This window comes from Parablautia muri (genome assembly GCF_009917485.1).
Classification (GTDB): domain Bacteria; phylum Bacillota; class Clostridia; order Lachnospirales; family Lachnospiraceae; genus Suilimivivens; species Suilimivivens muri.
The window spans coordinates 1-14728 of record NZ_QZDT01000069.1 but is presented as its reverse complement, the minus strand read 5'-3'; the positions used below and the strand labels follow the sequence as shown (position 1 = coordinate 14728).

Sequence of the window (14728 nt, the reverse complement as noted above, 5' to 3'; positions counted from 1 at the left end):
CAGACGGTCATTTTCTTTCCGATTGTGTCTATCCCATCGTCAAGGTCTTTCTGTATCTCTTTTTCCTTTTCTCTAAGGGATATGTCGTCACGCTTCCCGGCTGGGGTCTTGTCCGTAGGCACTAACTTCCACGCATAGACGAATTGCACTTTGCCAAAAGTATCGGTATATTTGTAAGCATATCTCCCGTCTTTTCTCTGGCTCTCTCCCGAACGCAAAATGCGGTTTCTATTATCACGTCTTTTCTCCGACATTGTTTTTGCTCCTTTCCGTGTCGGAAAGAGCCTTGATATGCCTACATCTATTATAGCACATTCAAGGCTCCTTTTCACTATCTTTTTCGCTAAATTGCGTCCAGTGTGTCAATGATTTTTTCAAACTGTTTCCTCTTGATCTGAATACGGTTGCCGTTCAAGAATATCCAGCCCGCCGTAGGGTTTTCCTCTGCAAGTTTCCGCAGCTTGTTTTCCCCAATGCGGAAATATTTTGACGCTTCTTCAATGGTAAGCGTGTACTTTTCCCAAATAGGCACATCAGCATTGCTCATTCTATAAATCCCCCTTTCAAAAATGGGTAAATGGTTAATGGTGAAAAAGGGGCTGTGATCGGACGGTTAATAGCGTAACCTCACGGGAGTTTCACCCCTGCATGGTTCTCATGCAGCCCTACCCATTGCCTGCGATGCTTTGAACGATCGGACTGTGGCGGTAAGGGAGTATCATTATATATTCTGCGCTTTCGTCGCCCGCAAGCTGCTAAACTTGCTCCCCGGCTCGGTGTTGGTCGCTCGGCTGTCCCGGCAGGGAAAAGAAAACCCCGCCGGGATAGTGTCATGGCGCACCCGCCGTATGGCTCGGCGCAAAAGGGACGTATCCGATCTGCCCTATGCTGCGCCGCCGTTATCTTGCGCCGCTTTCTTTGTCAAGGTGCTGGAAAGGTTCTGCTGGGGGCAGCGGAAAGAGGGACGCTGCCTGTCCTAAATCAGCTTAAACCTCGAATGAAAGGACAGCCCGCATAAGCCGTGACCGTAAACGGTCGCGTATGTCCTCGTCTATGCCCCAATATACATTTCCCCGCTCGTCGTAGAGCTTGCGCATAGACAGGGACGTTATGTAGCTTTCGTAGTGCTTGACGACAATCGCCATAGCTTCCGGGTCGCCCTTTGTTGCGGCTATGATTACCGGGTAGGGTAACAAGCCGCGTTCGGCATTTTCATTGTTACCAGTCTGTGCAGTCATAGGCGCGTTCCTCCAAATAGCGTTTTAGTAGCTCAAAAGAGCTGTTGCGGCGATACTTCACTGTTGTCCTCGGAATGTTGCAGAGCCTTGAAATCTCGGTTTCGCTCATATCGAAGAAATAATACAGCAGGATAGTTTCGCGCTTTTCTTCCGGCAAGCTCCGCAGGGCTTCGGCAAGCAGCTTTGCGGTTATCTCTTTTCCCGCAATAATGAAAGACTGTTCAGCTTCATCATCTGCAAAATATCTGTCGTAGGTAACAAGCTGGCTTTCTTCCAGTGGTGACAGATCGGAGAATGTTACTTCCCTTGACTGCTGCCGCTTTGTGTCCCTGTGGGCGTTCATTGCTTTGCGCTTCAATGCCTGTTTGCAAAAGCCATTAAAAGCACAACGGATTTGCCATTGGGTACGGTTCGGTTCATTCATGTTCTCACCTCCTTTCGCAGCCGCGAAAGCGGGTGATTTTTTCTGATGTCCCCTTTCATAAACCCTCAAAACCGCGCACCCCCGAATAGGCGGTGATTTTGCAAACTTTTTGAAAAAATTTTGCCGGGGGAACACAAAACGCCCGTCTACAAAGTTGCAGACGGGCGCAGAGGAATTGTAAGCAGTATTCAGTTGATTAGACAGTTCATATTCGTGGGTAGAATTTCCCCCGGCGGTGGACGGGCTTTTTTTGATATGTCAATGACCATCGGATTTTGTCGATACGGTATGTGCTTCATGGCGGCTACCTCCTTTAGCCGCCGCTTTTAACAGTGAAACCGCGTCATTCCTTGAGAAGATAAAAAAGAAACGGCGGCTTTGATTTTTCAAAACCACCGATTATGTTGATTCTTGAAAATGAACGCAAAAATCCTACCTGTCAGCGGTTTTTGTCTTTTCCCGCATTGGCAGGTATTTCCATTTCTTTTGTTTTATTTAGATATTATCAAGTCAACATCAAATCCAATATCTTGAAATTGTAAAATCCATGTAAAACAAAAAAGCTGCCGTATGCAGCTTTTTTGAAAAATGGTTATACAATTTAATGTTTCATTTTGGAAATGTTACAATAACCGTCGTGCCTTTTCCGACATGACTTTTTACATCAACTTTAGCATTATGGATTTTAGCGGCGTGTTTCACAATAGAAAGCCCAAGCCCGGTTCCCCCTACTGCCTTAGAATGGCTCTTATCAACACGATAGAAACGCTCAAAAATCCGCTCTTGATGTTCGGGTGCAATTCCTATCCCCGTGTCCTCCACTGATAAAACTACCATGCCGTTTTCATTCTGTATGTTCACCATTACTTTTCCGTTTTCATGGTTATACTTAATCGCATTGTCACAAAGATTATAAATCACACTGTATAAAAGCTGTGGTATGCCGTTAAGGGGAGCCGGAACGCCGGAAAGCTCCAATGCAACACATACGGTATCTGCCTCTGGCTCTAAGCTCTGTACCGCCTTTTCTGCCAATGTGTATAGGTCGATATTTTCTCTCTGCATATCGTCCGCACCTTCGTCAAGGTGCGAAAGACTGATAATGTCCTCCACAAGCCGTATCATTCGTCCGGCTTCATCATAAATCTTTCCGGCAAAGGGTATTTTATCATTCTCCTTTACCATATCGTTTTTCAAAAGCTCCGCATACCCGGAAATGGAGTGAAGCGGGGTTTTTAATTCATGGGACACATTAGCGGTAAATTCGCGCCGTATCTGTTCCGCTTTTTCTTTTTCTGTCACATTGAAAAAGAAAAGCGCGGCTCCTTTCACAATGTTTTCAGAAGTGATCGGGTCAGCGTCAATTTGATAGCTTTCTCCATGTAGCCGGATAATGTTTTCGCCCCGTTCTCCGTGCAAGGCTTTCGTAAGGATTTCCTGCAATTCAAGATTACGGCATAAGGACAGCATATCAGAACCGATACAGTCTGTGCCAGCGTCCAACAGTTTTCTTGCCGCAGGGTTTATACTGATAATTTTCCCTTTTTGATTTAGGAGAATCATGCCCTCATTCATGCTGCCGATAATCGTATTTAATTCATTCTCTTTTTGGAGAAGCTCGGCTTTCTGCCCCCGTAGCTGTCTTTGCTGGCTGTCAATACGCCGTAAAAAAGGGGAAAGCTCATCATAGCCCTCATTTGACAACGGATTATCAAGATCAATTTCATTTAATGGCTTTACTATTTTTTTTGAAACTTGAATAGCTAAAACAATGGAAAGAATCAGCGCGATCACAAATATAATGCAAATCGGCTGTGTCATACCTAAAAGGAGCGTCAAAATAGAATTTTGAGATATGGAAAGCCGTAATACAGTGCCATCATCAAGTTTCTGCGCGGAATAAAACGAACGCTCCATCAAAGTAGCAGAATACCGTTTACTTTCACCATAGCCCGAAGAAAGGGCTTCCCGCACTTCTTCCCGCTCTAAATGATTTTCCATTTCCGCAGTATCAGACGCACTATCAAAAATAACATTTCCCTCTGTATCAATCCATGATATACGATAATTTTTCACTTTCAAATCATGGAAATAATCAATGCCCTCATTTGTAACGCCCTGTGCGGCAAGGGTTGTCTGCATTTTTAGCTGTGTCTGTTCAACATTTGAAAAGTATTCATACAGAACACCCATGAACAGGACAACAGACGCAAGAAAAACAGTCAATGCGACAAGGCAGATTGAACGAAAAATTCGTTTCGTCATACTTCCCCCTCCATTCGATACCCAACTCCCCGTACCGTTTCAATATAGCTCCCACATTCGCCTAATTTTGTTCGGAGTGTTCCAATGTGAACATCTACGGTTCGGGTTTCTCCTATGTAGTCAATGCCCCATATCATTTCAAGAAGCTGATCGCGTGTAAACACCCGTCCGGGGTTTTCCATAAAAGTATGGAGCAGCTTATGTTCTTTCAGTGTCAACTGAACCCGTTCGTTGTTTACAAGTACAATATATGTTTCCAAATTCAATTCTAAATTACCAATTTTTAGCTTTTTAGTTTCTTCTTTCGGACTTGTACGGCGCAATACCGCTTTCACACGGGAAATCATTTCCATCATGCCAAACGGCTTTGCAAGGTAATCATCAGCTCCCAAATCAAGCCCGGTTACTTTGTCGTATTCGGTTCCTTTGGCTGTCGCCATAATAACAGGAATATCCTCTGTCGTCCCCTGCATACGCAGCTTTTTCAATATGGAAATGCCATCTTCGCCGGGAAGCATTATATCAAGCATAATAAGCTGGGGTTTTTCTGTCTGCAAAGCGTCAAAAAGGGTGTCCGCGCCGTCAAAACCTTTTGCTTCAAATCCGGCAGAATTTAATGTGTATATCATCAGATCACGGATAGAGCTGTCGTCCTCAACACAATAAATCATGTAAATCTGCTCCTTTCTTTCCTGTGGCAATATTCCGAACTCAATCATACCATATTACCTATATTTCATCAATGGCGGTATGTTCACCCCTCTTTGTTCCCTGTGATTGAGAACAGAACCCATTTTGCAATATTGACCGCATGATCTCCGATACGTTCAAAATATTTTGCAATCATTAACAGGTCTATGGCATACTCACCGTCTGTTTCGGGCTTGCTGAAAAGTTCAATCAGCATTTTCTTCACCTTATCGAAAAAGGAATCCACCACATCATCATAATCTATCACGGCTTTCGCCATCTGCATATCCTTTTTCACAAAAGCGTCAATACTGTCTGTTACCATTTTAATGACAGCAACCGACATATCATGGATAACTTGTGTGTCGTCGGTGGCGTGGATATTGGCTAATGTGATAATTTCCGCTATGTCTGCGGATTGATCTCCGATTCTTGCCATATCTGTCACCATTTTCAGCGCGGACGATACAACCCTCAAATCTTTTGCCACGGGCTGCTGCTGTAAGAGTAGCTTTAGACACATAGTTTCAATTTCGCGCTCCTTGTGGTCTATCTGAACAGAGAGATCGGGAACAGCCTTTGCAAGCGCGGGATTCCCCTCTGTCAGAGCTTTTGCGGACATAGCAATCGCATTTTCACAAAAAGCCCCCATTGTAATCAACTCTTTATTTAATAAATCTAACTGTTCATCAAATTTTAGGCGCATTATCCAAACCTCCCCGTAATATAATCCTCTGTCCGCTTGTCCTGCGGCATGGAGAATAATTTTTCTGTTTCTCCAAACTCCACCATTTCCCCAAGCAGGAAAAACGCTGTCCTGTCGGAAATTCGGAGTGCTTGCTGCATATTATGTGTCACAATGACAATGGTATAGTCCTTTTTTAATTCTGCGGCAAGTTCCTCTACCTTTGCCGTAGAAATAGGGTCAAGTGCGCTGGTCGGTTCGTCCATCAACAAAACTTCCGGCTCCACTGCCAAAGCGCGGGCAATGCAAAGACGCTGCTGTTGACCGCCCGACATACCAAGCGCAGATTTTTTCAGCCTGTCTTTTACCTCGTCCCAAATTGCCGCCCCTTTTAAGGAACGCTCTACAATTTCGTCCAGCGCAGCTTTAGAACGGATACCATGCGTCCTTGCTCCAAAGGCAACATTGTCATAAATGCTCATAGGGAACGGATTCGGTTTTTGAAATACCATTCCCACACGTTTACGCAGTAGGTTAATATCCATATTTCCATAAATATCTTCACCGTCTAAACGGATAGTCCCTTTGATGTGGCAGCCCTCCACCAAGTCATTCATTCGGTTCAATGTTTTTAATAATGTCGATTTACCGCAGCCCGACGGTCCGATCAGCGCGGTAATTTCGTGTTCCTTAAACGCCACATTTATTTTTTTCAAGGCTTGAAAGTTTCCGTAGAATAAATCCAAATCCTCAACCACGATTTTATCCATCTGTGTTTTTACCTCCTATCTTTTTTGCCACAAACCCAGAAAGTGCATTTATCAGAATGACAACAACCAATAATACAACCGCAGTTGCGTAAGTCTGCTTGATATACAGTCCCTCACCCGAAATAGAATACATATGGACGGATAAAGTTCTTGCCGACGAAAAAATACTTGTTGCTATTTCTGCAACGGTTCCGGAAGTAAAGATCAGTGCCGCCGATTCCCCGACGATACGCCCGATTCCAAGAATAACGCCGGACAAGATACCCGGAACGGCGCAGGGCAGGACAATAGAGAATACGGTTCGTAGCTTTCCGGCTCCAAGCCCGAAGCTGCCCTCGCGGTAACTGTCGGGAACGCTTCGCAAGGCTTCTTCTGTTGTCCGCATAATAAGCGGCAAAATCATAATGCTTAATGTCAAAGCCCCGGACAGCAAAGACAACCCCAGCCCAAGATATTTCACGAAGAAAAGGGAACCGAACAGCCCATAAACGATTGACGGAATCCCGGACAATGTTTCAGCGGTAATACCTACGATATGAACCAGCTTATTTCCCCGTCTTGCGTATTCTGTCAGATAAATTGCAGCACCAATTCCTACGGGAACCGCAAACAGCAGGGAAAGCAGCATAATGAACAGTGTATTGATAAGTGCTGGAAGCAGGGACACATTTTCTGTTGTATATTTGCTGTCAAATAAATCCAGCGTTAAATTTGGAATCCCTTTTATCAATATGTATGCAATAATAAAAATAAGCGCAAGCATTGTAATCAATGCTGCAAGGCATACAGAAAGAAAGAGAACAAAAGATTTAGGGTCGCGTCTGTATGCGCACCATTTCCGTTTCAATTTTCCAACCATTTATTTCACCCTCCTTTTGAACAGGGAGAGGGACAGAGTGATAATGAGAATGAAAACAAACAGGACAACAGCCGTACCAATTAACGCTTCACGGTGTAAATCCGTAGAATATCCCATTTCCAATACAATGTTTGTGGTCAGTGTCCGAACGCCGGAAAGCATACTGTCCGGGATAACCGCTTGATTTCCGGCAACCATCATAACCGCCATTGTTTCACCGACTGCCCGCCCAATCCCTAATACAACCCCTGCAAAAATACCGCTCTTTGCTGCGGGAAGAACCGTAAAAAATACACTTCTTTCATGGGAAGCTCCAAGAGCAAGCCCTCCCTCATAGTAACTTTCCGGGACAGCCCGGATTGAAGTTTCCGAAACGCTGATAATGGTAGGTAAAATCATCAGCCCCAGCAGGACAGAAGCAGTAAGTACACTCATACCGCGCCCGCCAAAGGCTTCCCGAATAAAAGGCACTAAGACTACCAATCCAAAAAAACCGTACACAACCGACGGAATCCCCGCCATTAGATTAACAGCAGCTTTCAAAGGCGCATAGATACTTCTCGGAGCAAATCTTGCCATGAATACCGCTGTCAATATTCCAATCGGTACGCCAATAATCAATGCTCCAGCAGTTACATAGAAAGAGCCGACGATCATAGGGAGAATCCCATAGAGATTATTTGCGGGTTTCCAGCTTGTACCCAGCAAAAATTTGAAAACGCCTATTTCTTTTATCGCAGGGATACCGCTTGCAAACAGGAATATGCAGATTAGAATTACCGCTGCTATGGAAACAAGGGCTGTCAAGAAAAAAAGCAGTTTCATCACTTTTTCTTTTATATTCTTCATAATCATGCTCCTTATTGAAAAGGGGCGGCGGCTTTCTTACCGCAGCCCCTTAAAATCCTACTGTGATATTTCACTCCAACGAACCGCATTACCCATAAAAATATCTTTTACCTGTTCACTTGTAAGGTTATTTATGGGACAGTCATTATTAACAATCACTGTAATACCGTCCATTGCAATTACGGTAGCGGTCAGTCCTTTTTCCATTTCGGAATCTTTCAGCTCACGGGAAGCCATGCCTATATCGCAGGTTCCGTCTATTGTGTCAGACATACCAGTAGAAGAATCACTTTGCTGTATCTCAATCGTAACGCCCGGATTTCTCTCAAGATAGGCTTCTTTGAGTTTTTCCATAACCGGGGTGACAGAGCTGGAACCCGCTACAATAATTTTGCCCGAATCCATTTCCCCGCTGTAACTTCCCGCGTCAGATACAGAAATATATCCATTTTCTTCAATCACTGCTTGACCGTCCGCACTCATAATGAAGTCGATAAAATCCTGCGCTGTGTCACTTAAACCGTCCTTTGTCGCAATGTTAAAGGGACGCGCAATCTTATATGTACCATTTTTGATATTTTCAATCGTTGCTTCGCAGCCGTCGATCTGAATCGCCTTTACAGTATCATTCATGGAGCCAAGAGAAATATATCCGATAGAGTATAAATCCCCGGCAACCGTTGTCATCATAACAGACGTAGAATTTGTAACGGCGGCGGTGTCTGCTGTATAGTCGATTTTTTCTCCCGCTTCATTTTTCTGCTCGATTCCAAACAGCTCTATGAACGCGCCGCGTGTCCCCGAGCCATCTTCGCGGGTAAGTACATTGATCTCTCTTGCTGTGTCAAATTTGGCTGAATCGCCCTCGTTCTTATTACTGCACCCCGTTAATGCAGACAGCATTAGAACACTCATAAGGGCAAATGCCAAGTATTTTTTTGATGTTTTCATTTTTTGAATCTCCTTTGCTTTTTGTTTTTCTTGAAGTTTACAGCTATATCATACAGGACAAAAATCAAATCCAATATCGCGGCATTGTAAAATTGATGTAAAGTTTCTATGCAGAAATAGGAATTATTTAAGCTATTGATAGGTACTATGTAGACATATCCAAAAAGAAAGGTGAACAGTAAAATGTAATAGGGTGAATGAATATGGCAAAAAGACCAGTACCACGATACGACTTTAAGGCTTTTGGGGAAGCAATTAAGACAGCCCGGAAAGGGCGCAAGGAAAGCCGGAAAAAGGTATGCGATGAAATGTATATATCCCCGCGCTACCTTGCGAATATTGAGAATAAGGGGCAGCACCCCAGTTTACAGATATTCTTTGAGCTTATGCTGCGTTACAATATCTCGGTAGACCAATTCCTTTTGGAGCAGCCCGCCGGGAAGAATACCCAGCGGCGGTAGCTTGACGCTTTGCTTGACGATATGAGCGATACGGGAATACGGATAGTCACCGCCACGGCGCGGGAGATTGCAGAGATTGAGGGTGTGAGAGAATAACCGCTGTCCGGCTAAAATTGAATAGGAACTAAGAAGCGTTGCAATTTTTTCAGTTGCAGCGTTTTTCTTTTGCGGAAATCCGCCAAATCAGACATTCCCGGTGTTGTAGGTAGTAGGAAGAACTTTCGTAGCAAGCATAGGAAAAGAGTACCCTTTTCCGTATTTCTGCCCGCCCGGTCGGTCAGAAATTGCTTGTTGGGAAGTGTCCCAAACCCTCTATGAGAACGGAAAGGAGCGAAAAACCATGAACGGACGCAAAAGGACAATACAGGTCAAATTCTATGTGACAGAGGAAGAAAGGAAACTGATTGAGGAAAAAATGAAGCTCGTCCCCACAAGCAACATGGCGGCGTATCTGCGCAAGATCGCCATTGACGGGTACATTATCCAAGTAGACCACACGGACATAAAAGCAATGACAGCGGAGATACAGAAGATCGGGGTCAATGTCAATCAGATCGCACGTCGCGTAAACGCGACGGGAAACGCCTACAAAGAGGATATAGAGGAAATCAAGGGGGTGCTTGCGGAAATATGGCGGTTACAAAGATTAAGCCTGTTAAAAGCACTCTAAGCAAAGCCCTTGACTATATCGAAAACCCGGACAAGACGGACGAAAAAATGCTCATATCCTCTTTCGGGTGCAGCTATGAAACGGCAGATATTGAGTTTGGCTATACCCTCTCGCAAGCGCGGGATAAGGGCAACAACTTAGCCTTTCACTTGATACAGTCCTTTGCTCCGGGAGAAGTGGACTATCAGAAAGCCCATGAGATCGGGCGGCAGCTTGCCGACGCGGTAACAAAGGGGCAGCATGAATATGTACTCACGACACACATTGACAAGGGGCATATACACAATCACATTATTTTCTGCGCGGTCAACTTCGTAGATCATCACAAGTATGTTTCCAACAAGCGGACGTATTACGGCATACGGAACATGAGCGACAAGCTGTGCCGGGACAACGGGCTTTCTGTGGTCGTCCCCGGCAAGGGAAGCAAGGGAAAGAGCTATGCGGAATACCAAGCGGAAAAAACCGGGACAAGCTGGAAAGGCAAGCTGAAAATCGCCATGGACGCGCTCATTCCCCAAGTTTCCAGCTTTGAGGAACTATTGCAGCGGTTACAGGCGGCGGGCTATGAGATCAAGCCGGGAAAATATGTGTCATGCCGCGCACCGGGGCAGGAACGCTTTACCCGCCTAAAAACCCTCGGCGCAGACTATACAGAAGAAGCCATAAGGGAACGGATAGCGGGCAAGCGCACCCGCGCCGCCAAAGCTCCAAAGGCAGAGCGTAGGGGCGTTAATCTTCTCATTGACATTGAGAACAGTATCAAGGCGCAGCAGAGCCGGGGCTATGAACAGTGGGCGAAAATCCACAATCTGAAACAGGCGGCAAAGACTATGAACTTCCTTACCGAAAACAAGATTGAACAGTACGCCGATCTGCTTACCCGGATAAAGGAAATCGCCACGGCAAGCGAACAGGCGGGGGACAGCCTAAAGGAAGCGGAAAAGCGTCTTTCGGATATGGCGTTGCTCATTAAGAATGTCACTACCTACCAAAAGACAAAGCCCCTCTATGAAGCCTACCGCAAAGGAAATGTCCCTGTCTTTAAATTTATTCTCCATGACACATTCCCTCCACCAGCCACCGGAGTGTTTTTACCGTATCATTCCTCCATTTGCAGACAGTGCTTTTTGCCAGACCGAGGATTCCCCCAATCTCCCTGTCCGTCCATCCGATGAAGTAATACATCAGCACAATCTGTAACTGTCTGTCCGACAGTTCCCTTAATGCCTGTGCCAAATCACCGTCCACTATGCCGATTTCATAACCCATGACATAAAAATAGTCAGCGTGGTATGTATCAAAGATTTTATCAACCGTTTCCAACTGCTTTTCGGAAAACATCTCCATGTGCGATTCCCGTTCCGCCATGCGCTTGCGTTCGTTGTAATAGTTAATTTTTTCGTATCTCAATGCCATGCGGCAGTATGTCACAAACTGGCGCACCACCCTGTCTTTTTTATCTTTGTTTATCAATGTCCTGTCCTCTATTTCTGAAAAATTGATTTATCTGAAACGGAATTAGGACTGGCGGGGAACGGCAGTGTATTGTTGCTTTTAGAAACAGAAAAGCGCTCATTGGTTTTCTTCCAACAAACGCTTTCCCGCCTAAGTTTCAGTGTAAATATTCCTTTTTCCTAATTTGGGACAACTTCCAAATCAAGCTCTTCTGCAATTTTTCTTATAGTTTTTGCCGAATTGTGAAGTTTCTCCATTTCCTTTTCATTCAAAGAAATAGGAACATGGGTTTCGATTCCGTCTGCCCCTATAATAGCGGGCATACTAAGGGCAATTTCTTTAATCCCATAATTTCCATGCATGATAGAAGATACCGGAAGAATAGATTTTTCATCCCTTACAACGCATTCACAGATACGCTTAACCGACATAGCAATTCCATAATAAGTAGCCTGCTTTTTAGAAATAATATCATAAGCGCTGTTTTTTACATCTTCCGCAATCTCCCGCATTGCTTCCTCATGGTTGAAATGTCCACGCATCTCACAAAAATCATTCAATGGAATACCAGATATATTCGTGCTGCTCCATGCTGCAATCTCACTATCCCCATGTTCGCCAATGATAAAGGAATGAATGCTACGGCTGTCTACCCCTAAATGTTTACTAAGCGCATATTTTAGCCTTGCGGTATCAAGAACCGTTCCGGAACCAATTACTCTTTTTTCAGGAAACCCGCTCAGCTTTACAGCAGCATAAGTAAGAATATCAACCGGATTTGATACAATCAGCAATATTCCTTTAAAATTGCGCTTTGCAATTTCAGGAATGATGCTTTTGTAGATAGCAACATTTTTATGTACTAAATCGAGCCTTGTTTCATTCGGCTTCTGGTTTGCCCCGGCAGTCACAATGACAATAGAAGCATCCATCAGGTCATCATAGCCTCCTGCATAAATCTTCATCTGTCCGGCAAACGGAACGCCATGCGAAATGTCCTTTGCTTCTCCGTCTGCTTTATCATAATTTGCATCAAGAAGCACCATTTCAGTGAACAGCCTGCTCTGCATCAGTGTAAATGCTGTTGCAGCGCCTACAAATCCACAGCCGATGACTGCTGCTTTTCTTGGGTTAATTGTTTTTATCATCTCTATTCCTCCCATTCAATAGCGGAAACAGAACAGGAACGAACGGCATCCTGTACCATGCTTTCGTTTTCCGGTGCAGAGTCCTGATACCCCTCCGCCTTATCATCGTCATTCATACGGAATACATCAGGTGCCATCCCAACACACAGCCCGCATCCAATACAAGCATTCTGATCTACATTCACCCTCATGCCGCATCCCCCTTTCGCTAAAATACAACAACCAGCAACATTTTAAACTGCTCTTTACCCAAGACCGCATGAGGGTGTTTTGCGGGCATTACGATAGATTCTCCCTCATGCAGTTCATACTTTTTGTCATCAATCGTAATCTCGCCAACGCCATCCAAACAAATCACAAAGGCATCACCACTGGATTCATGGCTGCTGATTTCTTCTCCCTTGTCAAAAGAAAACAATGTGACACTCAGCGCATTATTTTGTGCTAAAGTCCTGCTTACAACCTGATTGCTTTGGTAAGCAACCTGTTCTTTTAAAACTAAAATTTCTGCCTTGTCTATATTTTTTATTTTTTCCATACTGTTCGTTTGCTCCTTCCCTCAGCCTGATTTTTAACCACCCGTTCAAGATGTTTCTGTTTTCACCTCAAACCCATGTTTCTCAAAAGTTTCAAAAACTTTGTCCATAGGAATATTTTTTATGGCAGCTCCATTTGGTATCTTCATTACCTTACCCATTACAGCTAAAGACATAGGCTTTATAATTTCCTTAAACCCTGCTTCTGCCAATACCTCTTTTATTTCAGGATTTTCACTTACCAGCTCTGAAACTGTTTTTGTGAAATCAACAACTTTACCCATTCGCCTATCTCCTTTTTTCTAACCATGTAATATATTTCTCCTGTATGCCGTCCTGTTCCGCTTTTTTCTCAAACGCTCTTGTCTGTTCATCAATCTGCGCTTTGCATTCCTCTGACAGTGTTCGTAATGCATAAGTGTAGCAGACGGTATCTTCTTTCTCAATGTGACGCTGCAATAAATCCACATAACCCGATGCATGGGTGACGATATCCAGCTTTCCTTCTGTAGTCGGAACACTGGCATACTGCTTAACTGCGTACTCCAATTCCCCGATATGGAATCTTCCGAAGTCATGTTCCACCAGCATTCCATTGCGCACCAGTTTTTCTGCAACAGGATCGGAATTATTAAGCATAAACCGAAACAATATCTGTTCTTCCTTTCCATGATGATGCTTGTCTGCATAAGTTCTTGCAAAATCAATACACTCCAGGAACTCCTGAACATCAATGTCTGCCCCCTCAATCACAGCACAGCAGGTTCTCCTTAAATGCTTAGTCAGTGCTACGATATTCTCATGTTCTTTCATCAGTAAATCAATTCCATACATTATTTATCCCTCCTTAATCAATGTGAATGTCTGATTTCCTAAATATTTGTAGGAAAAACCGCTGCCCTCCAAAATACCTGCGATCAGCCTCTCCTTCAGGTCATAATAATGACTGACATCTCCTTGTAATGCTTCCCAATATGGCAAATGTATATCCACAGTCTGTTTCCATACTACTGCCTCCTGACTTATGGAAACCACAGTATTAACCCTGTCACAAGGCATTCCGTTCAATAGCAGATTATCCAAATGCCTATAAACTTCTTCTGCGCTTGTTTTCCCCGACAGTTTCCTGCTCCGTCCATACTCATATGCAGCATTCGCAATATCCGGCATACATTCAGAATGGGCATCCATCGTTGAGATGACCAGAAAAGCAAGGCGGTTTTCAGCGGCAGCGATTTTATCCTGTAACCAGCCATGTATATTACTGTTATCAATCATATTTTCAAGACTGCCTTTCTCCACCGCCCCATACTTTTGTTCCATTTCGGAAAGAATGCCATCATCATACCCGTTTTTGCTTATCATATCTGATAATCTTTCAACTAGCCCGTTTTGGAACTCTATTTTTCCGTATAGCCAGTGATGAATCGAACCTAAAAATGCGCTCATTGCACTCCTCCTATGAATTCAGCTTTTTCAAGAGTTCATCGGCATCCAGCCCATGCACCATGCAGGCATCCGCAAGGCTCTCCATCTGTGAGGACGGGCACCCTAAACAGTGCATCCCCATCTGCATCAACACCTCTGCCGCCTCCGGTTTGGTTCTTAAAATTTCTCCAAGTAACATTTCCTTTGTGATTGCCATATTATTTTCCTCCCTATATTGTCAAGTGATTTTCCTTAAAAAATCAAGGAATTTATAGTTACATATCTCAGATGAATGA

At 44.2% G+C, this 14728-nt stretch carries 20 protein-coding genes and 2 pseudogenes; 3 read left to right on the top strand and 19 right to left on the bottom strand.

What is annotated here, in order from left to right; translation table 11 throughout:
• The 11 genes from D5281_RS22020 to D5281_RS21960 all read right to left on the bottom strand — a co-directional run.
• Positions 1-254, bottom strand: a 254-nt coding sequence (locus D5281_RS22020) for an integrase DNA-binding domain-containing protein (RefSeq protein ID WP_277935539.1), incomplete at its 3' end; no start/stop codon positions are given.
• A gap of 89 nt (positions 255-343) precedes the next feature.
• Positions 344-547 carry an excisionase gene (locus D5281_RS22015; RefSeq protein WP_016292356.1) on the bottom strand — a complete coding sequence of 68 codons (204 nt, stop codon included), beginning with the start codon at positions 545-547 and terminating at the stop codon, positions 344-346.
• Positions 548-986: 439 nt separating this feature from the next.
• Complete coding sequence (locus D5281_RS22000) at positions 987-1238, bottom strand: helix-turn-helix domain-containing protein (protein ID WP_120424596.1); 252 nt, start codon at positions 1236-1238, stop codon at positions 987-989.
• Positions 1219-1662, bottom strand: a complete 444-nt coding sequence (locus tag D5281_RS21995) for an RNA polymerase sigma factor (protein WP_160562112.1) — start codon at positions 1660-1662, stop codon at positions 1219-1221. The genes D5281_RS22000 and D5281_RS21995 overlap by 20 nt, the downstream gene beginning before the upstream one ends.
• Before the next feature lie 609 nt (positions 1663-2271).
• Positions 2272-3927: a sensor histidine kinase gene (locus D5281_RS21990; RefSeq protein ID WP_120424598.1), complete on the bottom strand. Its 1656-nt coding sequence runs from the start codon at positions 3925-3927 to the stop codon at positions 2272-2274.
• Positions 3924-4598: a winged helix-turn-helix domain-containing protein gene (locus D5281_RS21985; RefSeq protein WP_160255037.1), complete on the bottom strand. Its 675-nt coding sequence runs from the start codon at positions 4596-4598 to the stop codon at positions 3924-3926. Before D5281_RS21985 ends, D5281_RS21990 begins: the two co-directional genes overlap by 4 nt.
• An 83-nt stretch (positions 4599-4681) precedes the next feature.
• The gene (gene phoU, locus D5281_RS21980; protein WP_004071611.1) at positions 4682-5323 is read right to left on the bottom strand and encodes a phosphate signaling complex protein PhoU; all 642 of its coding nucleotides are present in this window, start codon (positions 5321-5323) and stop codon (positions 4682-4684) included.
• Positions 5323-6072, bottom strand: a complete 750-nt coding sequence (pstB, locus tag D5281_RS21975) for a phosphate ABC transporter ATP-binding protein PstB (RefSeq protein ID WP_004071609.1) — start codon at positions 6070-6072, stop codon at positions 5323-5325. Before pstB ends, phoU begins: the two co-directional genes overlap by 1 nt.
• Positions 6065-6931: a phosphate ABC transporter permease PstA gene (gene pstA, locus D5281_RS21970; protein WP_016221935.1), complete on the bottom strand. Its 867-nt coding sequence runs from the start codon at positions 6929-6931 to the stop codon at positions 6065-6067. The genes pstB and pstA overlap by 8 nt, the downstream gene beginning before the upstream one ends.
• Positions 6932-7780 carry a phosphate ABC transporter permease subunit PstC gene (pstC, locus tag D5281_RS21965; protein ID WP_160562111.1) on the bottom strand — a complete coding sequence of 283 codons (849 nt, stop codon included), beginning with the start codon at positions 7778-7780 and terminating at the stop codon, positions 6932-6934.
• 57 nt (positions 7781-7837) lie between these two features.
• Complete coding sequence (locus tag D5281_RS21960) at positions 7838-8731, bottom strand: substrate-binding domain-containing protein (protein ID WP_016221933.1); 894 nt, start codon at positions 8729-8731, stop codon at positions 7838-7840.
• 203 nt (positions 8732-8934) lie between these two features.
• Here D5281_RS21960 and D5281_RS21955 point away from each other — a divergent pair.
• The 3 genes and pseudogenes from D5281_RS21955 to D5281_RS21945 all read left to right on the top strand — a co-directional run.
• Positions 8935-9288 (top strand): annotated as a pseudogene (locus D5281_RS21955) (helix-turn-helix domain-containing protein).
• A gap of 244 nt (positions 9289-9532) precedes the next feature.
• The gene (locus D5281_RS21950) at positions 9533-9862 is read left to right on the top strand and encodes a plasmid mobilization protein (protein WP_080926416.1); all 330 of its coding nucleotides are present in this window, start codon (positions 9533-9535) and stop codon (positions 9860-9862) included.
• Positions 9823-10890, top strand: a pseudogene (locus tag D5281_RS21945) (relaxase/mobilization nuclease domain-containing protein); the annotation flags it as partial. The gene D5281_RS21950 and the pseudogene D5281_RS21945, both read left to right, overlap by 40 nt.
• A gap of 22 nt (positions 10891-10912) precedes the next feature.
• Here the strand turns inward: D5281_RS21945 and D5281_RS21940 are convergent.
• The 8 genes from D5281_RS21940 to D5281_RS21905 all read right to left on the bottom strand — a co-directional run bounded on the left by D5281_RS21940 (position 10913) and on the right by D5281_RS21905 (position 14649).
• Positions 10913-11338: a sigma factor-like helix-turn-helix DNA-binding protein gene (locus tag D5281_RS21940; RefSeq protein ID WP_004070521.1), complete on the bottom strand. Its 426-nt coding sequence runs from the start codon at positions 11336-11338 to the stop codon at positions 10913-10915.
• A gap of 161 nt (positions 11339-11499) precedes the next feature.
• Positions 11500-12468, bottom strand: coding sequence for an L-lactate dehydrogenase (locus D5281_RS21935; RefSeq protein WP_004070524.1), 969 nt, complete (start codon positions 12466-12468; stop codon positions 11500-11502).
• Between the two features lie 2 nt (positions 12469-12470).
• Positions 12471-12659: a ferredoxin gene (locus D5281_RS21930; RefSeq protein ID WP_120424600.1), complete on the bottom strand. Its 189-nt coding sequence runs from the start codon at positions 12657-12659 to the stop codon at positions 12471-12473.
• Positions 12660-12676: 17 nt separating this feature from the next.
• Positions 12677-13006 carry a cupin domain-containing protein gene (locus D5281_RS21925; protein WP_004070528.1) on the bottom strand — a complete coding sequence of 110 codons (330 nt, stop codon included), beginning with the start codon at positions 13004-13006 and terminating at the stop codon, positions 12677-12679.
• 45 nt (positions 13007-13051) lie between these two features.
• Positions 13052-13288, bottom strand: a complete 237-nt coding sequence (locus D5281_RS21920) for a DUF1858 domain-containing protein (RefSeq protein WP_160562110.1) — start codon at positions 13286-13288, stop codon at positions 13052-13054.
• A gap of 4 nt (positions 13289-13292) precedes the next feature.
• Positions 13293-13838: a hemerythrin domain-containing protein gene (locus tag D5281_RS21915; protein ID WP_120424601.1), complete on the bottom strand. Its 546-nt coding sequence runs from the start codon at positions 13836-13838 to the stop codon at positions 13293-13295.
• Between the two features lie 3 nt (positions 13839-13841).
• A complete protein-coding gene (locus D5281_RS21910) occupies positions 13842-14453 on the bottom strand; it encodes a hypothetical protein (protein ID WP_016283295.1) in 612 nt (203 codons plus the stop codon).
• A gap of 10 nt (positions 14454-14463) precedes the next feature.
• Entirely contained in the window at positions 14464-14649 is a 186-nt protein-coding gene (locus D5281_RS21905) for a DUF1858 domain-containing protein (protein ID WP_004070536.1), read from the bottom strand.
• Between the last annotated feature and the right edge of the window lie 79 nt (positions 14650-14728).